Source organism: Actinomadura sp. WMMB 499 (assembly GCF_008824145.1).
GTDB lineage: Bacteria > Actinomycetota > Actinomycetes > Streptosporangiales > Streptosporangiaceae > Spirillospora.
Window position 1 is genome coordinate 4,294,897 of the sequence record NZ_CP044407.1, and the last position, 20,145, is coordinate 4,315,041.

Consider the following 20,145-nt stretch of genomic DNA (forward strand, 5'->3'; position numbering starts at 1 on the left):
GGGCCGCACAGCTCTGGTGGAAGCGTCTCTACAGGTCGAACTCGCCGTTCTTTATCCGACTGACGAGCGTGCCGTACGCGTTGGCTCGGAGAGCAACGTGGCCGCCCTCGGGGTTCCTGGAGTCGCGGATCGCTCGGGCGTCACTGATCCGGGCGACTTCGACACACTGGTTGCCGCCTCCGCTGCGGCTGGACTTGCGCCACACCGGGCTCGACGGGGCGCCAGAGTTGATCACCAAGCGTTCTCCTTAGTCAGAGCTGATCGTGGAGTTCTCGGAGCATGGCGACGGACTCTCGGGGGTCGAGAGCTCCTTCCAGCATGTACGTCCAGGCCAGCTGGTAGGTGTCCAGCTCCGGTTCCGATTCTAGGTAGAGGTCTCCCATCAGCCCCTCGGCATAGACCACCGGCGAATCCTCGGGCTCGTGGAACGTGAGGATGACGAACTCGCCCTCGACGCCGGCGTGCGCCCCGAAGGCGAACGGCAGGACCTGAAGCGTGACGTTGGGAAGCGCGCCCGCCTCGATGAGCGATGCCAGCTGGCCCCGCATGACGTCACGGCCGCCGATCCGGCGACGGATGGCCGACTCGTCCAGGACGACATGCACCTCGGGCGGCTCCTCCTTGCCGAACAGCGCCTCCCGCCTGGCGGCGCGGGCCGCGACGCGGCGATCGACCTCGCCGGCTTCCAGGGTGGGCCGGGTGCGGCCGATGACGGCCCGCGCGTACTCCTCGGTCTGCAGGAAGCCGGGGACGAGCTGGGCGTTGATCCTGATCCTCGCCGCCGCGCTCTCCAGCCCGACGTACGAGCCGGTGAACACGTCCGAGTACTTCGTCCACCAGCTGCGGCGCCGCGCGTCGCGACCGAGCTGGATCAGCGCCTCGCGCTGCGGGACCAGACGTCGTACAGGTCGAGCATGTCCTCGAGGTCGTCCGTGCTGACGCGGCTGCGGCCGTTCTCCAGCCGGTAGAGCTTGCTCTTGCTGAAGTCGAGCCGCTTCGCCGCCACCTCCAGCGACAGTCCGGCGGCCTCCCTGAGGCGTTTCAGCTCTCGCATCAGGCGACGGCCTCGAACGGTCGGACTCTGATCCATGTGCCTGCCCGCCAAGTCTGCCGATCGGTGTGTGGATATCACCGGGGTCTTCCCGGTTCGCCAGATTCGCAACCGGTCATTTCTGCAACCAGTCATGTGTGACCTGTTGCAAGACTGACACTGTGCGTACATGATGCTAGTCAGATCCTGGTGCTGGTGCCGCGAGATCCCCGAGACCGCACCGCCGAACCGAATCCCGTGACCGGCTGGAGCCGTCGACATGGTCGATGCCCCATGGCCCCTACCGGGGCCGCTCCTTGGTCGCGTTATCCGCCCATCGATCTGACCGGCTTCCGGATCGGCACTTACGGCGCTCCGCAGCCCTGCCAGGAAGAGCACCAGGTCGCCGACCTGGTTCTACTACTCGGAGGCGCATGCCACATGAACGCACCACCGCTCTGCGAGCCGTCCGCGGCGCCGGACGAGCCCGAACGCACGCTCGTCCGGCGCCTGGATGGCCCGCAACCCGAACATCGAGCCCGCAGTGTGCTGTCCGAGGTACTCGCTCGGCTGGGCCTGACGGACGAAGCATTCGAGGCCGAGCTCGCCGTGAACGAGCTCGTCACCAACGCGCGCCAGCACGCCCCGCCGCCGTACGAGATCCGTATCTCGTGGACGGAGATGCGAGTGACGATCGCGGTCGTGGACGGCGGCATCGATCACGGGGCCGTGCTCAAGCTCCTGTCGCGGGCGACGACCGGCTGCCCGTCGGAGGGCGAGTCCGGCCGCGGACTCCAGATGGTCGCCGGGCTGTTCGGCGGCCGGTGCGGCGCTGGAGCAACGAGGATGTCCAGCGGGCTCGTCCCCGCGAAGCAGGTCTGGATCGTTCTACCGCGCCAACGCTCCGAAGTTGTCGTCAGGTGATGGCCTTGGCCTTGAGCGAGGACGAGCGGGAAGCGATCCGGCTCGCCGGCGACTTTCGCAGCCGCATCCAGCGCTGGCTCGACCAGCGGGAAATTCAGGGGCCCTTGATCGCCCTGCCGTGCGTCGGCATCGACGGGAAGCCAAACGTCGAGGCCAGGACGGGCGGGCGCATCGCTCGCACTCTGGCGATGGGCCTGGGTGAACGGTCCCACCCGCCTCCACCTTCGACCTGGCGCACCTGACGCGGGCGCCGCTGATACCGGAGAGGGCTCCACCGCTCGGCCACCGAGGAGCTCCGTACGTCGCCGTGAAGTCTCTTGAATTATTCATCGCTCGCGTGAATAATCTCAGCTCGTTAGCGCTATCACGATGGACGTGGTTGCGCGCCCCGTGTGCTCTCGGGGCGTGCGGGCGGTCCCTCACGCAGCTCATGCAGGCCAGTCCCAACCTCTCCAGAACGACTCGAAACCGGCATCGGCGACTCGGTGAAGGAGCCAGAAACAGTGGCAGCGGAGAGCCTGAACCAGGCGAGCAACGTCATCGACCCCGCCGTCGCGACCGCCTCGGGCATGTACGACTACTACCTGGGCGGCACGGACAACTTCGCGGGCGACCGGCGAGCCGCCCACAGGGTGATCGCCGAAGCCCCGGAGGTCCTGCTCCTCGCCAGGGAGAACCGCCGGTTCCTGCAGCGTGCCGTCCGCTTCCTCGCGCGGGACGCGGGCATGCGGCAGTTCCTCGACATCGGCACGGGCCTGCCGACGCAGGGCAACGTCCATGAGATCGCCCAGCGGGAGGCGGCCGATGCCCGCGTCGTGTACGTCGACAACGACCCGAAGGTGCTGGCCCACTCGCGCGCGCTCAAGACGACGGAAGCCGGAGCCACGAGCGTCGTTACTGCGGACCTGCGGGATCCGCAGTCGATTCTCGGCCACGCAGAGACGCGCCGGCTGATCGACTTCGATCAGCCGGTGGCGATCCTCCTCGTGGCCGTCCTGCACTTCATCAGCAACGATTCCGATCCCTATGGCATCGTCCGCCGGCTCTGCGCCGCGATGGCGCCGGGCAGTTACCTCGCCATCTCCCACGTCACCGCGGACCCTCGCCCCGAGCAGGCAAACGGGCTGCGGAAGGTCTACCGGTCCACCGCGAACCCCGTCACCCACCGCACCCGCAGCCAGGTCGACCGCTTCTTCGACGAGCTTGAGTACGTCGACCCGGGGCTCGTGTATGTCCCGGCGTGGCGTCCCGACGGCGTCTCGGACGTCGCTCCTGAAGAGGTATGGATTCTCGGCGGCGTGGGCCAGAAGCAGTAACGCAACCGCGCCCGAAGTTCCTGGGCGCCGATGGAAACCGCTGGTTCAAGAGACTTGGAGGGTCTCATGCTGAGGAACAGCACCGTAGAGCCGGAAGCAGTCGCCGGACCGACCGACGCCGCACCGGACGCCTTCGAACTGGACGTGCGGCTGCTCGAGATCGCGGACCCGGCCGGTCTGGTGAACGTCACCGACGACGGGTGCACGAGCACCTGCGGGGCCTGCATCAGCAACGCGTACTGACCGGCTCCGTCCCCGGGCATCGACCGGCGCCGTCGCGACGGCTCGCCTGCGGCGGCGCCGCTGTCCCCCGGCCTGCACATCATCGCCACGGAGGATGCCGTGCCTCCTTCTGCTCGCCCGCAGAAGTTCAAGTCCGTCGGCGCGGCACTCTTCCGTGCCGCCGCCCACTCCTCGGAAGGTCTTCCGCCCTATCCCGACCTGACCGGCGAGGCCACCCCCGCACGCGTCGTCACGTGGGTGGACTGGCTCCGGCAGGTTTGGACGAACGAGACCGTGGTCGATGCTCTCGAACACGCCAGCCCGTCGCTGGCCCGGCAGGTGCGCGCGGTCTGCGATGCCCCGGCCCCGGCTCCGCGGGAGACCCGGCGCGCCGTCCTGTCGGTCGTCCGCTACCTGCAACGCATGACGGGACGCGCTACGCCGTTCGGCCTGCTGGCCGGTGTGGCTCCCGCGTCCTTCGGGGCCGAGCCGCTGTTCCGCTGGGGCCCGCGGCACCGAGCCGCTACACGTGCCGGTGCCGGTTGGCTGGCCGGGGTCATCGAGCGGTTGGAAGGCTGCTCTGAGCTGCTGGCATGCTTGCCGGTCGCCGCGAACAACACGCTGTTCGTCCGCGGGGACCGCCTGATCGTGCCCTACCGCCCCTGGAAGCGGGCGCGCGGGGCCGGTGCCGTCGAGATCTCCGTCCGCCATACCGACGCGGTACGGGCGGCCGTCGAGGCAGCCCGTGACCCCATCCGCATAGAGGATCTGGCCGCCAAGATCCGGGGTGATTTCCCCGCTGCGTCACCGGCTCAGGTCGCCACGATGCTTACGGAACTCGTCGCACGGGGCGTCCTCATCAGCAGCTTGCACGCGCCCAGTACCGAGCCCGATGCACTCCGGTACCTGGTGACGGAGCTGGCGGCTGCGGGTGCTTCGGCGGTCGCACCCGTTACCGGGCTCGCCGGCGAACTCCGGAAGATCCACACGCTTACCGGGCATCACGACCTTGCCGGGCCGAGCGCCGCCAAGGTGATGCGCGCAGACGTGTGCGAGCTGATGCGCTTGCTCTCGCCGTCCGAGCAGCACCCGATGGCGATCGATCTGCGGCTGGACGCGGCTGTCGTGCTGCCACACGATGTCGCCCGCGAGGTTGAGCGCGCCGCGCTCGTCCTCGCGCGCACCAGCGCCTTCCCGGTGGGCACTCCCGCTTGGCGGGCCTACCATCAGCGGTTCTACGAGCGGTACGGCATCGGTTCGCTGGTACCTCTCCTTGACGTCGTCAGCGACAGCGGGGTCGGCTGGCCGGACGGCTATCCAGGCACCGTGACACCGGAGCGCCGCTCCCCGATGTCGGCCCGCGACAGGGCGCTGCTCGCCATCGCCCAGCAGGCCGCCCTCGACCGTTGCGAGGAAGTCGTCCTGGACGACCGGCTCATCGAGTCGCTGGAGTTGTCGTCGGAGCCGCTCCGGCCACCGTCCCATCTGGAGCTGGGCGTGCGCGTGCGTGCCACCGACCGTCGAGCGTTGCGGCGGGGCCGTTTCACGGTCGAGGTGGTCAGCGTCTCGCGCGGGGCTGGTGTGTCGTGCGGCCGGTTCCTGAGCGTTCTTACGGAGCGGGAGCGGGCCGCGTTCGTCGGTGGCTTGGCCGACCTGCCGGGTGGCGACCGCGGCACCGTGGGCGCGCAGCTCTCCTTCCCGCCGTTGGATCCGGCGACTGCGCACGTCACGCGGGTGCCGAAGCTGCTTCCGACCGTGATCAGCCTGGCCGAGCATCGCCACGACGCTCGCACCGCGCTGGCACCGGAGGATCTCGCGGTCGGGTGTGACGGCCGTCGCCTGTACCTGGCTGATCCGGCCCATGGTCGGCGGCTGGAAGCCTTCGGGATGCACGCGCTCAACCTGGTCACGCACACGCCGCCGCTCGCCCGCTTCCTCACCGAGCTCGGTCGCGCGCAATGCGCCCAGGTGACGACCTTCGACTGGGGCGCCGCGGCGGGCCTCCTGTTCCTTCCCCGGCTGCGGTTCGGCCGGACGATCCTGTCTCCGGCGCGGTGGCGGTTGGAGGCCCGCGAGCTGCCCGCGCGTGCGCAGCCTTGGGCGGCTTGGGACGCCGCGTTCGACGAGTGGCGAACTCGCCGCCGGATATCTCGATTGGTCAACCTCGCTGAAGGCGACCAGCTCCTGCCGCTCGACCTGGACCGGACGGCCCACCGAGTCCTGCTCCGTACCCACCTCGACGGCGCGCCGGAGGCGGTTCTGACCGAAGCTCCGGCTCCCGACGACGCCAGCTGGTGCGACGGCCGTCCGCACGAGGTCATCGTGCCGCTCGTCGCCACCGAACCGCCGCCATGGCCACCGCTGCCCGAGCCGACGTCGGCACGGGTCGTCCACGAGGATCGGAGCGAGACGCCAGCTATTTCGCGAGTTCTGCTCGCCAGCCTGTACGGGGACGTGCACCGCCAGGACATCGTCCTTACCGAGCATCTTCCGGTTCTGCTGCGGCGGTTGGACGAACCCGCCTGGTGGTTCGTCCGGTACCGGGACCCCGCGCACCATCTCCGCCTTCGCCTCGTCCTTCCTGAACCGGACGCGTTCGGCGATGCCGCCCGCACGGTGAGCGCCTGGGTCGACGAACTGCGCCGCGTCGGTCTGCTGCGCGAGGTGACCTACCCGACGTCCTGGCCGGAGACCGGCCGCTGGGGTGCCGGAGTGGCGTGGACGGCCGCGCGTGCCGTTTTCGCCGCGGACTCGCAGGCGTCACTCGTCCAGCTCGGCACGGCTCCGCGCCCCCACCCGCACGCCCTCGTGGCGGCCCAAGCTGTCGCGATCGCCGTCGGCTTCACCGGTGGCGTCGCCGAGGGGATGCGATGGCTGGTCGAGCATGTCCCCGCCGGTGCGCCGGCACGCGTCCCCCGGCCGGTTTTCGAGGGAGCCGTCCGCATCGCCGATCCGTCCGGCGGCTGGGCAGCGCTGCGTGCGGCACCGGGCGGCGCACCCATCGCGCGTGCCTGGCAGCCGCGCGACCGGGCTTTGGCCGAGTACCGGCCCCATTTCCCCGGGCCCCATACCGAAGGAATCGCGTTCGACGACGTGCTCGCGTCGCTCATGCACGTCAACTTCGTCCGGACGGGCGGCATCGACTTCGACGAGGAGGCCATCGGCCTGTACCTCGCTCGCGCCGCCGCACTCTCCTGGACGGCCCGTGCAACCGGGGGCCACAGGTGAACGACGAACATCCCGCGCGCGAGCTAGGCGACGCCATCGCCGAACTGCTGGCCCATCCCGACGGCCTGCCTGCTCGGCTGACGTCCCGTCCCTGGTGGCGGCAATCGCTGGCTCACGGGGCACCCGGCATCGCCCTGCTCCACATCGAGCGCGCCGCCGCCGGGCTCTCCCCGTGGCGGCGTGCCCACGACTGGCTCGCGTACGCAACCCAAGCACCACTCACTACCGGGTTCGATAGCCACCTGTTCTACGGGGCTCCCGCCGTCGCTCATGCCCTGGCCTGCGCCGCCGACCTGCTTCCCGGCTCCTACACCGGGGCTCTCGACCATCTCGATCGAGTGATCGCCGCCGACGTCCGGCGCCGGGCCAGCAGCGCGCTCGGCTGGTTGGAGGCCGGGCATCTGCCGTCCCTGTCCGAGTTCGACCTGGTGCGTGGCCTCACCGGCATCGGCTCCTACCTCCTGCGACGAGCTCCCGGCAGCGAGGCGACCCGCGCCGTCCTCGAGTACCTGGTGCGCCTGACCGAGCCCACGCGAGACGGCGAGGAGTCGCTACCGGGCTGGTGGACGCTCTCGGGGCCCGACGGGCATGAGCACGACCACTTCAAGGGCGGCCACGCGAACTCCGGGCTCGCCCATGGGATAGGCGGGCCGCTGGCTTTACTCGCTCTCGCCTCGCGGCGCGACGTCGTCGTGGATCGTCACCTCGACGCGATCTCTCGCATATGCACCTGGCTCGACCGTTGGCGCACCGACACTCCGTCCGGGCCGATATGGCCGTACTGGGTCAACCGGCCTCAACAGCGCGCCGACCAGCGGTCGGTCTCCGGTTCGCAGCGACCGAGCTGGTGCTACGGCACCGCCGGTCTGGCTCGCGCACAGCAACTCGCCGCGCTGGCGACCGGCGACACCGAGCGCCGGGACATGGCCGAGCGCGCCCTGATGCAGGCCCTGACCGACCCCGCCCAACGCTCCTCGACCACCGACCCCACGCTGTGCCACGGCTACGCCGGCCTCGCCCACATCGCCGCCCGAGTTGCCGCCGACGCCGCCCCGGACACCGCAGAGGGGCTGCATGCCCTCATCCCCGATCTCCTGGATTCGATCCACACGGTCTCCACCGATCCCGGTCGTACTGCCGTCGCGCTTCTGGGCGATAGAGGCTGTGGACCCGCCTTCCTCGAAGGGGGAGCCGGCATTGCCCTGGCCGTCCTCACGCCTACCGGCACCGGAATTCCAAGGTCTGGCTGGGACACATGCCTGCTCGTCGCCTGATCCGTGAGGAACGTTTCGCGATGCCCGACCTCGAGTGGCGCCAGTACAACATCTACTTCCCGGACCGCCGGACAGCCGGTGCAGTCGCAGCCCACGATCTACGTCCCGCGCTGGTCGCTGCGCAGGAAGCTGGCGTCCTGCACGGCTGGTGGTTCATGCGCAAGCACCCGTGGCGGCTTCGCTACATCCCGCGCGTTGCCGGGTCTTCCGCCGTCGCCGAGTTGCTGGACGACCTGGCCGCCACCGGTCGGATCAAAGCATGGACGCCTGGAATCTACGAGCCCGAGACAGCGGCATTCGGCGGCAACACCGCGATGGCTATCGCCCACACGCTCTTCCACCACGACAGCCGTCACGTACTCGCCCGCGCCGCACAATGCTCCGTCCCGCCGCTGGGGCTACGGGAGACGACGGCTCTGCTGTGCAACGCGATGTTCCGCGCTGCGGGCTTGGACTGGTACGAGCAGGGCGACGTCTGGTCGAAGGTCGCAGCGCTCCGCCCAGTCGCACCGGCGGCGTCCCGCCCCCAGCAGCAACGGGCGGCGCACCGGCTGATGACCGTCGATATCCACGACCTGTGCGGCAGCGGCCCGCTCGGCGGCTACGAGGGCTGGATCAGCGCCTTCGAACAAGCGGGGCGCGCCCTGGCCGCCCTTGCCCACGAGGGCTTCCTGACGCGGGGACTGCGTGCCGTCCTCGCCCACCACGTCGTCTTCCATTTCAACCGCGCCTCACTGCCGGTAACAGACCAGGCCGCCCTGGCGGCAGTGCTGTCGGACACCGTCTTCCAGTCCGTCCCGAACTCGCCGACCACATCCACCACGACGATTAAGGTCCAACCGATGACTACTCTGAGTGACAATCGTGCCGCATCCGCCGACGAACTGCGTGCCGAACTGGCCGATCGCCTGCGCGACCGGAACGTCCTGAACAGCCCGGCGATCGAGGAAGCCTTCAGGCGCACGCCCCGGCACCTCTTCCTGCCTGGGGTACCGCTCGATCGGGCGTACGCCGACACCCCCGTCTACACGAAGACGGAAGACGGCGGTGAGCACATCAGCGCGGCGTCCCAGCCCGGGATCGTCACCATGATGCTCGAGCAACTCGACCCTCGGCCCGGCGACCGCATCCTGGAGGCCGGCGCGGGCACCGGCTACAACGCCGCCATCATGGCCGCAGTCGTCGGCGAGACCGGCCATGTCACCACCATCGACGTGGACGAGGACCTCGTCGCTGGAGCCCGCGCGCACCTGACCGCCGCAGGCATCGACAACGTCGACGTCGTTCTCGGCGACGGCGCCCTCGGCCATGCCCAGGGGGCGCCCTTCGACCACGTGATCGCCACCGTCGGCGCGTACGAGATCCCGGCAGCCTGGCTGGAGCAACTCTCCCCCGACGGCCGCCTCGTCGTGCCGCTCCGCCTTCGCGGCACCAACTCCCGCAGCATCGTCTTCGAACGCCACGACACCGGCTGGCGGAGCCGCGACAGCCAGCTCGCCGTCTTCATGCCGCTGCGCGGCATCGGCGACGACGCCCGCCGCTACGTCCAACTCACGCCGGAGAACGACGTGACGCTCCAGGTCCACAAGGACCAGACAGTGAACGGCCAGGCTCTCGCCGGAGTCCTGAAAAGCGAGCGCCACGAGGGCTGGTCCGGCGTGGCGTTCCCGCCGGACGTCTCCTTCGAATGGCTCGACCTATGGCTGTGCCTGCGGCTGGACAACGCCCTGATGCGCATGAACATCAAGCCCACGGCCAAGGAGCGAGGCCAGGTCGCGCCCATCTTCGGTTGGGGCTCGATGGCGACCGTTCACGACCGCGACCTTGCCTACCTCACCATCCGTCCGACCACCCCCGCTCCCGAGGGCGGCAAGCTCTACGAAGTCGGAGTCATCGGCCACGGCCCCACCGCGCAGAACCTCGTGGACCGCGTCCTCGGAGAGATCCGAACCTGGAACGACCATTACCGCGCCCGCAGTGTCCGGTTCGAGATTCCCGATAGCCCGACGACGACCGATGCCGCCGCGGGCCGGTTCGTCCTGGAACGTCTTCACCGTCCCATCACCATCATCTGGGAGTGACGGTGATAGATCCGGGCCAGGTGGCATTCCGCTGGTTCCCTCTCGTCGCACGCACGCGACCGCGTTGCTCGCCGCTCGACGTCCGGGTCACCGAGCTATGCACCCTGGCCGACGCCGCCGCCCGGAACCTCGACCGGGCGGCGGCGTCCACCGTCCTCAACCAGGCAGCGCTCCTGGCCTCGGACGTCGGCCTGCACGACCTGGCCCGAGACTGGTGCCACCAGCACGCAGCCACCTACCTCCGCCGCGTCCCCCTGGACGCCGCGTCCGCACGCCGAGCCCTCGAACCCTTCGTCAATCTCGCCCGTCTGCACATCAGAACCGGCAACGGCGACCAGGCCCTACGCCTCCTTGGCGACCTCTACCGAGCAATCGCCACTCGCAGAGACACGACCATCGACGGCCACCCGCTGCCGAGCTCCTCGCTCACCCGCTCCTCGGCCGACTACCAGCAGCTACACCAGTGGCTCTGGACGGTGAACCTCGCGGACGGAACACGCGCCCTCACCACAGCGGGCCGCTGGAACAACACACTCGCCCACCTGCAGCAACACAACGGAGTCGGCCGACGCATGCTGGACGGCCGACAGGTAGCCGTCATCGCGCACGCCCTCGACGGCGATCCCGAGGGGGCCCAGACACTGCTCGCTGAGACAGCACCTGGCGAGCCGTGGGAGAACGCAGTGACGGCCTGCCTGACCGTGCTCTGCGGCACCGCAGCCACGCCGGACACCAGCACACTCCTGGACTATTCACTGACGATCGATTCCCCTCCAGGCCTGGTCGTCTTCGACACTCGCCTGCGCCTGTCCGTCCTCGCCGCCCTCCACGACACCGAGCACTCGATCGGCGCGCTCGCCACCCGTGCGGTCACCCAGGCCATCGACGCACGCGACGGGTACGCGGCTCGCGACGTCCTGTCGAACGACGCCTGCGCCGCCTCGATGACGAGCCGTCAAGAACGCGACCTCACCCACGTCGTCGAGACCTGCGGCTTGGGAAGCGGCACGATCCCTCGTACCCTCCACACCGCACTCTCGAAGGCGCTGACCACCAGCAAGGCCCTGCTCGCCTCGCGGGACTGTAAGGTTTTCGGCTCTGTCCGACATTCGACTCTGTCGCATACTCGGTGGTAGCGGAGAGTGAGCTATCCGAGGAGGATGCGGTGACGCAGGAAACGAAAGCCCAGCCCGGCCGTACATCTGTCTCTTGATCAGCTTGCTTCTTATGTGGAATCAGATCTGTCAAGTGGCGGGGTGGTGCTCGCCCAGCAGTTCAGTGAGTCGAGGGAGCTTTGCGCGACGCTGTCCGATGTCGTCGTAGTCCCAGCGTTCGTCCTCAGGGAAGGCGTCGCAGATTCGGTAGAGACCCCGTGTCTCAAGGGCGTCTTCAAGTCCTTCTTCTTCTCCGGTGGCGCGGTCGTAGGCGTTGAGCGCGATGTAGTTCATGCTTTCCCATTCCGGCCACTCCTCGTCCGTCCACTGTGACCTGTGGCGTCCGGCGAGGCGACGGACTTCGTGGGTGTCGGCGAGGGCGTCGGGGTGGGCGGCGACGCGTTCGAAGGTGTCGTGGCCGAGGCCGATGAGCCAGGGCTGGAAGTACCAGAAGCTGTCGTCGGAGCACCAGCCCTGAAAGATGTTCCAGGCAGCGCCCCACATGTGTCGGGTGTCGACCCGCTTTCGTTGGGCTGTGAGGTGCAGTTCGAACTCGATGATCTCAACGACCGGACGATGTGCGAGGCGCGCGGTGAGCCATTCGGTGCGTTGGTCCCGGCCGATGTTCTCGGCCGTGACTGGTGAATGAGTGTCCAGAAATCTTCGAGTGCCACGGCAGCAAGGTACCGCTCTGCCGGACTTCCACGATCGGCAGGAGCACCGCGCCGGCTGGGCGCTGAAGGTCGCGCGGAGTAGGTCCGGCGGGGGTGGGGACGTTGACGAGCTGCTCGAGGAGTTTGTCCAGGGCGGCTTGGCCGTCGTCGACTGCGGCGCGTTCGTCGTCGGTGAGCGGGATGGCGGTGACCATGCGCTGCAGGTTGGTCATGGCCTCCAAGAGCAGTGCTTTGGAGGAGTCCTTGGGTGCGGTTCCTTTTCAGGGGTGCGACACGAGGTCGCGCATGGCGAGTGAACTGGCAGATTGGAGGCCGGTTATGCCGGGTGCGTAGTTCCTGATCAGTGTTCGAGATCGGTCCCCGCCCCGACATGCGTCCGCAGGTCCTGCCTGTGGGGGTGTGAAGCTCGGGGAAGACGCCCAAGGGCCCCTGCTCCGTCCGGGGGAACAACCGGGCAAGGGGAAGTCCGGACGGGTGAACGCAAGTGAACCCTTCGATGAGGCCTCGTCAGGGAAAGCCCTGGAAGGCGGGACGGAAACCAGGGTGGTAGGGCCTGGCCTGGGCCGAGCGGCGCAAGCCGAAGGCGGCGCCCCGGGCCGGATCGTCGCACTCGTAAGCAGCATCCGGCAGACGGGGTGGGGACGCCATCCCCGACCGGCCCGCCGACGAGTCCGGGCTCGCGCACTGGCCCGCACCTGGCCACGGACGACGATGACGCTCACCGTCGATCAGTGGTCACTCGCCCACTCCGCCTGATTTACCGGGCTTCGGTATCCACCCGAAGCCCGGTCGCGCACGAACGCGCCAAGCGCCCCTGGGGCGTCGCAGCGGTCCTCGACCACCACCTGATCGCGCAGGGGTGGTCGAGGTCCTGCCCGCTACGGACGTTCGATGATCGGGAGGATCAGGCGGCTGGGGTGCCGGGGACCGTGCAGGATCGTGTTGACCGCGACGATGGGCTCGTCGACGTCATGGGGGATGTTGCCACCGGTGTTGGTGTTGCGGTCGTAGTGCGGGAAGTTGCTGCTGGAGACCTCCAGGCGCAGGCGGTGGCCGGGGAGGAACACGTTCGCGGTCGGGCCGAGGTCCACGACCATCTCGTAGACCCGGTCGGGTTCGAGCAGTTCGGGCTCGGTGAGCGAGGTGCGGTACCGCGCACGCAGGAGGCCGTCGGTGAGATAGAGGGCGCGGCCGTCCGGGAAGACGTCGACAAGCTTTCCGGTGAAGTCGGTGTCGCGCGCCGACGACGACACGTGCAGCACCAGAGACACCTCCCCGGTCACTTCCAGCGGCTCGTCCAGGACGGGGGTGGTGAAGCACAGCACGTCCTCGCGGGTCTCGACCGGGCTCTGGTCGAGCGGCCCCGCGGTGAAGGCGGCCGCGGCGATGTTACCGGCCGGGAGGCGTCGGCCGCCGATGGTGGGGACCGGATCGGTGGGATCGTAACGAATGGTGTCGGCTGCTTCGCCGTCCGGTGCGTCGAGGGTGAGGGTGCCGTCTCCACCGGCCGTGTTGGCGTGGCCGGATCCGTCGAGGAAGTAGTCGACGTAGCGGGTGTCGGGCAGCGGCCAGTCCTGCTCGTCGCGCCACTGGTCGATGCCCATCACGAAGATCCGTACCGGTGCGTCGGCGGCGTCGGCGGTGGCGTCACCACGCAGGTGGTGATCGAAGAAGCGCACGTGCGCGCCGGTGACGTCCGCGGTCAGCGCATTGGCGCGTGCACCGAACTGCCGGTCGCTGTAGAGGCCTTCCTGGTTGCGGTGATCCCACGGCCCGATGATGAGCCGCTGGTATTGCCTGGCCTCGGGGCCGGCGGCCTCGTCGCGCAGCCGGGTGAACGCCCGCGTGGTCTCGGTGACGAAGATGTCGAACCACCCGCCCACGTGCAGGCCCGGGGTGGTGATGTCAGCGATCCGCTCGCTGGGCGAGACCTCGGCCCAGTGGGCATCTGAGATCGGGTGTTCCATGGATTTCTGCCACCAGATCGACTGCTTGTTCAGCAACGGTTGGTCACTGATCGGCAGCTTGCGCAGGTGGGGCTCGGGGTCGGCGGCCAATTCCGCGGCCTGGAGCAGGGCTGTCGCGTCGCTCTCGCCCCGCCGGAGCGCCCTCATCACGAGCATCTGATTCATGCTCACGGCCCACAGAAGGTTCGTGTGCCAGAACAGCCCTCCGCCCCGGCCAAACCGGACGTACCGAAAGTCGATGGGGGCGGTAGTGGGTGCGATGGCCTTGAGCCCGTCCGGCCCCTGCGATGCGAGCGCCCACTGGGTCAAGCCCAGGTAGGACGGTCCGTAGGTGCCGACGTTCCCATCGCACCAGGGCTGCCGACGGATCCATTGCAGGGTGTCGACCCCGTCGGCCATGTCAGCAACCTGCAGACCGAATGTGCCGTCCGAACTCCATGTTCCGCGGCAGTCCTGCCACACCACGGCGTAACCGGCCTCGGCGAACGCCAGCGGAGTGATCAGCACCGGCTGGCCGAGCTTGGTGACCACGTCCTTGCCATAGGGCAACCGGACGAGCAGAACCGGCACGGGCCCGCCCTCGGGCAGGTACAGATCCGTGGCCAGCGTCACCCCGTCCCGCATGGGCACTCGGACATCTTTCTCAATTGTGATGGTCATGCCTTCTCCTCGTCAGGCGCGTCGGACCGGTTGAAGGATTCAGCGAAGATCCCGGTAAGGCGCCGCAGGCGATCGGCCAGGGCATTCGGATCGGCAGGGGATCCGGGCCCGGCGATCCAGCTATGGACGATCGCCATCACGCCGGCCGCGAAGAACACCCTCACGTCGTTCAGCGCATCCTCGTCGAGGCCGCCGAACAGGACGCTGACGGTCGTGCGGTTGAGGTCGCCGAACACCTCCTTGAGGGCCTCGCTCGCGGCAAAGGCACACGAGCCGCTGAGTACCGCCCGATAGAACGTCTGGTGCTCGGAGAGGTGCCGTGCGAGCTCTACCACTCTCGTTTCGGGGTCCTGCGCGCCGCCCGTGGCCGCCCACCGCTCGGTGAGATCGATCGTCGCCGCGACCAGCAGCCCGTCCCGGTCACCGAAGTGCAGGTAGAGCAATTTCCGGCTGACGTCGGCGGCCTCGGTGAGATCGGTGACCGGTATCGCCGTGGTGCCGCGCTCGGTCACCAGGCGAACGGCCGCTTCCACCAGCGCCGCGCGGGATCGCCGCACCCTCTTGTCTTCCGTCTCCTCTGCCACACCACCAGAACTTACCCACCTGTTCCAAAATACACAAGTGGGTAGTAACCTTGGGTGGGTCGAAAGAGAAGAGGGGACGATGAACTTCGAGGGACGGTCAGCAATCATCGCCGGGGGTGCCGGCGGGCTCGGCAGCGCCACGGCTCGGCGGCTCGCGGAGCTGGGCTTCGGTGTCGTCATCGTGGACATCGACACAGACCGGGCACAGGCGCTCGTGAGCGACCTCGGGGCGAAGGCCGCGTTCGTGCCCGGTGACACGATCGATGACGACGTGGTCGACCGCGCGGTCGCCGCCGCCGGTGAACTCGGCTCGCTCTTCGCCGCCGTCTCGGCGACCGGCGTGGTCATCCGCGCCGGACGCACCGTGGAAGCCGACGGCACGCTGCTGTCGAAAGATGTGATGCGCGCGAACTTCGATCTTCACGTGCTCGGGCCGTTCAACCTGGCTCGGATCGCGGCCGCCGCCATGGCGCGCAACGAGGCCGACAACGACGGCCAGTGCGGCGTCATCGTGCAGACCGCATCGATCAGCGCATATGACGCTCAGGTCACGATGGTTCCCTACGCGGCTGCCAAGGGCGGCGTCGCGTCCATGGTGCTGCCGATGGCCCGCGATCTCGCGCCGCTGGGAATCCGTGTCAACGCGATCGCGCCCGGCGCGTTCGGCACGCCGCGGCTTTCGGACCCAAAGATCCGGGCGTTGCTCGCACGCGACAACGTGTTCCCGAAACGCGTCGGACATCCCGACGAGTACGCGACCGTGGTCGAAGCCATTGTGCGGACGCCGTATCTCAACGCGCAGGTCATCCGCGTAGACGGCGGCGCCCGCCTCCGGGGGGACATGACTCAGGACTAGCTAGGACGGGTCTGTCCAGTTAACGGCGCGCGCCGTTAACTGGACCGACCCCGTCTCGCCTGCACACGGGGTCATAGCCGGGGTCTGGCTCAAGTCGAGGAGGTGGTCTCGGGGCTCACAACCTGGAGTACCTCCTGGTGGAAGCGGTCCATGGCGGTATCGATGCTGCGGACGAAGCCGGTTTCCTCGGTGCCGCGTTTGGTGCCCAGCCCGGTCGCGAGAGTCAGGCGGAAAGTGTGGATCTGTTGAGCGTTATCGGGAACCAGAAGGCCGGGTTCGGCGATGAGGTTCTTCAGCAGGTCGCACGGACCGGTCTTGTCCCCGGGAGCGAGCGCCTCGACGCGGAGGTCCGGAGAGGCGTCGCCCAGCCGGCGCAGCAACCAGTGCACGCGGGTGAGGGGGCGTGCGCGGTCGGCCGCGGGGATCTCGACGGTGGTCTCGATCTGCCCGGTGCGCAGGTCGGCTTCGAGGAGGACCGGGCCGCCGGCGCTGGGGACGCGGATCTCGGCGTTCATGCGGCCGGTCTCCACCAGTGACGTCACGGTCTGCAGGCGCCGTACCGAGGCGTCTCCGTCGCGCCGCTTGCGCAGGACGGGGGCGATGGCCAAGCCGGTCCGGCCGCTGAGACGCAGGCATAGCTGCCGGATCAGCTTCTCCCAGCTCTCGGCCACCTGCATCGCGCGCCGGTCCCCGAGCCGGAGCGTCCCCGAGGTGACGGCGTTGCGAACCGGCACCCATGCGGCGCCCATGTCCCGGAAGCCCTGGCAGCCGGCGTTGTCCTGACGCAGGTAGTGCAGCAGCTCGCTCAGCAGCCAGGCGTGGACGGGGTTGGCCACGCCGTGGAGGCAGAGCATCTCGGCCTCGTGAGCGACTTCGGCCCACGACAGATGGCGCAGCGCGACCTTGCGCAGCAGCCGCTTGTCGACCTTCAGCGGATGCTCGTTGTCGAGGGCCAGGTCGTTGGACAGAGTGATCACGGTCTCGTAGCCGTGCCGGGCCGCCACCTCGAGATAGGCCTCGACCTGATCGACCTTGAGAGGGTTGCCGCCGGTCTTGGTCTCGACCAGGGCGGTCCAGATCCTCCCGGCACGGGCCACGCGCAGCACGCCGTCGGGCCGGACCTTGCCGTCGCCGTGCTTGAAGGACGCCTCGGCGAAGGTCTGGATGGTTCCGGCCGGGGCGTTGAAGCGGGCGGTCAGGCGCCGACCGAACTCGGGCACCTGCGCCATCACCGCCAGCAGCGTGGCGGTGGCGCGCACTTCGCGTTCCTGATCGTTGCGCAGGCCGGTGACCGGGAACAACCGTGCATGCTGCCAAGACGGATGCTCGGCCAGATTGACCTTGGCCGCCTTGGGCACGGTCGTCTTCTTCTTGGCCGTGCGGACCCGCTTGGGCTTGGCGGGCGCCTCCCGGACGGCCGCCGCAGGTTCCTCCGGCGTCTGTGGCGGAGGCGCTTGGTCCTCTTCCTCGCTGTCATCGACGTTGATGCCGAAGTCGGACGCCAGACCCGCGAGCCCGGACTCGTAACCCTGTCCGACCGCCCGGAACTTCCAGCCCTCGCCCCTGCGGTAGAGCTCCCCGAAGATGAATGCGGTCTCGGTGCCGGCGTCCTTGATGTCGAAGGCCAACTGCGCCTCTCCTGCACTGTCGGAGACGGCCAGGCGCAGATCGTCAAGTGCCCCGAACGTCGCCCCCGCGTAGCGGCTGGCGGCCACGACCACGCGCGTCACCTCGGGCCGCAACGCCCCGAGGTCGACCAGGATGCGGTCCTCGCTGCCGGTCGCGGTGGGCGTCTTGCCCAGCAGGCGCACCGACTCGTCCGCGGTCGCCGGCTGGTTGTAGAAGACGAAGTCGGCATCGGACCCGACCTTGCCGTCGGGACCGACCAGGAGCACCGAGACGTCGGCCTCACCCTCGCCAGAAGGATCGATCCAGCTCAACGCCACCGTGAACGGCCCTGTCGCCGCGAGGTCGATGTTCGCGCCCTTGGACATCTGATGCATCGCGCCGACTCCTTTGCTCACGTCTGATCTCGCGCGTACGGCGGGAGCGATGAAGGCTGCGTAGAGCGATCACCTGCATGCGCAGCGCCAGCGTACGTCGGGCGGCCACGACGGCGCCCCGGCTCGGCGGGGAGGGGCCACACCCGGCCACCGATCGCGCTTCCGGGACCTGCTGTTGTGAACGCCGATGTCGTGCACACGGCCGACCTGGAGAACGCCGCGGAACTCGTCATCCTCTCCTTCTGCTGGTGACGTGCCGATATTCCGAAGGACGTGCGAGGACCATGGGCGCGACGTGCACGGGATCATGTTCGTCCGGTGCTGCTTCCTCGTGGACCTCTGGGGCCGGGGCGTCCCGCGATGTTGCCGGGGGTCTTGTCGGCCGCGTGGTCGGCTACAGGGTGTCCGCGTACCCGCTGGGTGAGGTTCGGCTGTTCCAGCGGTGCAGGCATTCGTGGGTCCAGGCGGTGTGGCGGGCGCGGAGGGCGTCGGCCGTCAGGTCGGTTCGTCCGAGGTCGCGGTAGTTCGGCACCCAGGTTTCTACGGTCTGGTGCGAGCTGCGCAGGGTGTACAGGTCCCACAGTTCGACGTTGGCGACGGGGTACCCAGCGGCGTTCTCGTAGGCGTCGAGGAATGCCGCGGCGGTTTCGGAGCCGTGCAGGATGACGAGGTCGAGGCGGCACCAGCCGACGTCGAACCCGCGCGGGGCCAGGCTGCCGCCCGACCAGTCGATCACGCCGGTGAGTTCGCCGTCGCTCCACATGACGTTGCCGGCCCAGAAGTCGGAGTGGGTCAGCACGCGTGGTTCGGCGGCGATCGTCCGGGCGTGGGCGTCGACGATGGGGCCCGTGGGGCCCTGGTCGAGGCGCCGGGCGGGTGCGGCGTCGGAGGTGGCGACGCCGTCCCGGAGTTCGGCCAGGGTGCCGGTCGGGACGGCGTGCAGGCGGGCCAGGGCCCGGCCGAGCCGCGCGGCGGCGGCCCCGGGATCGGTGTGCAGGATGTCGGGTGCCCCAGGCAGCACGGTGATCAGTGTGGCCGGACGTCCGGTGCGGGCGCCGTCGGGGTCGGCGGCCAGCAGTCGCGGTGCGAAGCCGCCGAGACCGTCGAGCGCGGTGAGGGTGCGGGCCTCGTTGGCGGCGGCATCGTCCCCGGTGGGGAATCTGCGCAGCACCGCGCGGCCCGCGCTGGTCTCCAGCAGGTGCGTGTCGGCGTGCGAGCCCCCGGCCAGGCACCGGACGACGCGCGCGGGCCGCTCCGCGCCGAGCGCCCCGGCGGCCCAAGCGAGCGTCGCGGAATCGGGGGTGTTCACCGGGCCCACCGTAGTGGCCGGACATTGGCGAGCAGACGCTCGAAGTCCCCCAAAGCCCCAACGGCGCCCTGCCCCCAAGCGGTTGGGCACCGTTGGTCCGATCAGTCTTCATGCGCGTCGTCGACGACGGTGCAAGCGAGGGCGCAGCGGCAACGAGACGTCCGTGTCAACGCGTCCCCTGCCCGACCAGGCAAACGGCACCTCAGGAACACACCGCCCGGCATCAACTCCTCAAACGCGTCTCACGAGGGTCGGCATCGCCGTGAGTTGGTCGAAGGCGGACGGACGCGTCATAAGGTGCAGCGACGTGGGGACGATCGCACCGCGTCCAATCCGATGATCGTTGTTGGTCTCACCGGTCTCGGCGATCTCGAGAGCGGATTCCGCGGATGACCGTAGGGACAGCGCCGCCAACCGCTCTTGCTCGCAAGCAGGCAGTTGATTGAGGACGTCCTTCGCATCACGGTATGTCACGAGTAGTCGGTGTGGTGGCCCCTGGCTGAGCAGGTAGTTGCGAGTCTGCTCGTCGTCTTCGGTCAGGACGAGGCCGGGAATCACGTCCTCCCGGAGGGCGCCGGCGTCGAAGCCGAGTAGCTGCCAGGCGTCCGGGCGGGAGAGCACGACTTCCCTGGGCCCGGATCGGTTGCAGAGGAAGTCCACGACCATGTGGCGGACGGCGTCTTCGGCTCCTGGTCCTGAGAGGGCGAACCGGGCTCCTTCAAAGGGAGCCAGGGACCGCGACGCCGGGACCGTGACGTCGGGGTTCGGCCTGTCGTTCGAGGACTCCAGAAGTTCAGGGTTCCGTGTGCGCTTGGCGCTGGCGCGAACCCGCGACAGCGATGGGAGCCCCCTTTGCACTGTGG

At 69.0% G+C, this 20,145-nt stretch carries 19 protein-coding genes; 9 read left to right on the forward strand and 10 right to left on the reverse strand.

The features are described from left to right. Window positions 1-28 precede the first annotated feature (28 nt). The 3 genes from F7P10_RS18900 to F7P10_RS42445 are packed head-to-tail and all read right to left on the reverse strand — an operon-like array spanning window position 29 to window position 1,054. A complete protein-coding gene (locus F7P10_RS18900; RefSeq protein ID WP_176611898.1) occupies window positions 29-235 on the reverse strand; it encodes a DUF397 domain-containing protein in 207 nt (68 codons plus the stop codon). 16 nt (window positions 236-251) lie between these two features. Further along, complete coding sequence (locus F7P10_RS18905; protein WP_151010589.1) at window positions 252-818, reverse strand: DUF5753 domain-containing protein; 567 nt, start codon at window positions 816-818, stop codon at window positions 252-254. 53 nt (window positions 819-871) lie between these two features. After that, window positions 872-1,054: a helix-turn-helix transcriptional regulator gene (locus tag F7P10_RS42445; RefSeq protein ID WP_176611542.1), complete on the reverse strand. Its 183-nt coding sequence runs from the start codon at window positions 1,052-1,054 to the stop codon at window positions 872-874. Between the two features lie 417 nt (window positions 1,055-1,471). On the opposite strand from F7P10_RS42445, the gene F7P10_RS18915 reads away from it, so the two are divergent. The 8 genes from F7P10_RS18915 to F7P10_RS18950 all read left to right on the forward strand — a co-directional run bounded on the left by F7P10_RS18915 (window position 1,472) and on the right by F7P10_RS18950 (window position 11,211). Beyond that, window positions 1,472-1,954 carry an ATP-binding protein gene (locus F7P10_RS18915; protein WP_176611543.1) on the forward strand — a complete coding sequence of 161 codons (483 nt, stop codon included), beginning with the start codon at window positions 1,472-1,474 and terminating at the stop codon, window positions 1,952-1,954. Between the two features lie 11 nt (window positions 1,955-1,965). Further along, window positions 1,966-2,196: a hypothetical protein gene (locus tag F7P10_RS18920; protein WP_151010596.1), complete on the forward strand. Its 231-nt coding sequence runs from the start codon at window positions 1,966-1,968 to the stop codon at window positions 2,194-2,196. A gap of 261 nt (window positions 2,197-2,457) precedes the next feature. Next, a complete protein-coding gene (locus tag F7P10_RS18925; RefSeq protein WP_254716697.1) occupies window positions 2,458-3,270 on the forward strand; it encodes an SAM-dependent methyltransferase in 813 nt (270 codons plus the stop codon). Window positions 3,271-3,336: 66 nt separating this feature from the next. Beyond that, complete coding sequence (locus F7P10_RS18930; protein ID WP_151010598.1) at window positions 3,337-3,513, forward strand: FxLD family lanthipeptide; 177 nt, start codon at window positions 3,337-3,339, stop codon at window positions 3,511-3,513. 99 nt (window positions 3,514-3,612) lie between these two features. Then, entirely contained in the window at window positions 3,613-6,720 is a 3,108-nt protein-coding gene (locus F7P10_RS18935; protein ID WP_218040571.1) for a lantibiotic dehydratase, read from the forward strand. After that, window positions 6,717-7,994 (forward strand): lanthionine synthetase C family protein, encoded by a 1,278-nt coding sequence (locus F7P10_RS18940; RefSeq protein ID WP_151010600.1) that lies wholly within the window; start codon window positions 6,717-6,719, stop codon window positions 7,992-7,994. Before F7P10_RS18935 ends, F7P10_RS18940 begins: the two co-directional genes overlap by 4 nt. Window positions 7,995-8,014: 20 nt before the next feature. Continuing rightward, on the forward strand, window positions 8,015-10,075 hold the full coding sequence (gene fxlM / locus F7P10_RS18945; protein ID WP_176611544.1) for a methyltransferase, FxLD system: 2,061 nt from the start codon (window positions 8,015-8,017) through the stop codon (window positions 10,073-10,075). Then, window positions 10,072-11,211 (forward strand): hypothetical protein, encoded by a 1,140-nt coding sequence (locus F7P10_RS18950; RefSeq protein WP_176611545.1) that lies wholly within the window; start codon window positions 10,072-10,074, stop codon window positions 11,209-11,211. Before fxlM ends, F7P10_RS18950 begins: the two co-directional genes overlap by 4 nt. Before the next feature lie 108 nt (window positions 11,212-11,319). Here F7P10_RS18950 and F7P10_RS18955 read toward each other — a convergent pair whose 3' ends face one another. From F7P10_RS18955 to F7P10_RS18970, 4 genes are all read right to left on the reverse strand, one after another. Next, window positions 11,320-11,886 carry a DUF4240 domain-containing protein gene (locus tag F7P10_RS18955; protein ID WP_151010604.1) on the reverse strand — a complete coding sequence of 189 codons (567 nt, stop codon included), beginning with the start codon at window positions 11,884-11,886 and terminating at the stop codon, window positions 11,320-11,322. Further along, window positions 11,792-12,115: a hypothetical protein gene (locus F7P10_RS42450; RefSeq protein ID WP_176611546.1), complete on the reverse strand. Its 324-nt coding sequence runs from the start codon at window positions 12,113-12,115 to the stop codon at window positions 11,792-11,794. The genes F7P10_RS18955 and F7P10_RS42450 overlap by 95 nt, the downstream gene beginning before the upstream one ends. 666 nt (window positions 12,116-12,781) lie before the next feature. Beyond that, window positions 12,782-14,530 carry a CocE/NonD family hydrolase gene (locus F7P10_RS18965; RefSeq protein ID WP_151010606.1) on the reverse strand — a complete coding sequence of 583 codons (1,749 nt, stop codon included), beginning with the start codon at window positions 14,528-14,530 and terminating at the stop codon, window positions 12,782-12,784. Beyond that, complete coding sequence (locus tag F7P10_RS18970; RefSeq protein WP_176611547.1) at window positions 14,527-15,114, reverse strand: TetR/AcrR family transcriptional regulator; 588 nt, start codon at window positions 15,112-15,114, stop codon at window positions 14,527-14,529. The genes F7P10_RS18965 and F7P10_RS18970 overlap by 4 nt, the downstream gene beginning before the upstream one ends. 79 nt (window positions 15,115-15,193) lie before the next feature. Between F7P10_RS18970 and F7P10_RS18975 the strand changes: the two genes are divergently transcribed. Continuing rightward, window positions 15,194-15,970, forward strand: coding sequence for an SDR family NAD(P)-dependent oxidoreductase (locus F7P10_RS18975; RefSeq protein WP_151010610.1), 777 nt, complete (start codon window positions 15,194-15,196; stop codon window positions 15,968-15,970). An 89-nt stretch (window positions 15,971-16,059) separates the two neighbouring features. Here F7P10_RS18975 and F7P10_RS18980 read toward each other — a convergent pair whose 3' ends face one another. From F7P10_RS18980 to F7P10_RS18990, 3 genes are all read right to left on the reverse strand, one after another. Continuing rightward, on the reverse strand, window positions 16,060-17,973 hold the full coding sequence (locus F7P10_RS18980) for a TerD family protein (RefSeq protein ID WP_151010612.1): 1,914 nt from the start codon (window positions 17,971-17,973) through the stop codon (window positions 16,060-16,062). A 394-nt stretch (window positions 17,974-18,367) separates the two neighbouring features. Beyond that, window positions 18,368-19,282 carry a phosphotransferase family protein gene (locus tag F7P10_RS18985; RefSeq protein ID WP_176611548.1) on the reverse strand — a complete coding sequence of 305 codons (915 nt, stop codon included), beginning with the start codon at window positions 19,280-19,282 and terminating at the stop codon, window positions 18,368-18,370. A 231-nt stretch (window positions 19,283-19,513) separates the two neighbouring features. After that, window positions 19,514-19,948: a hypothetical protein gene (locus F7P10_RS18990; RefSeq protein ID WP_151010616.1), complete on the reverse strand. Its 435-nt coding sequence runs from the start codon at window positions 19,946-19,948 to the stop codon at window positions 19,514-19,516. Window positions 19,949-20,145 lie beyond the last annotated feature (197 nt).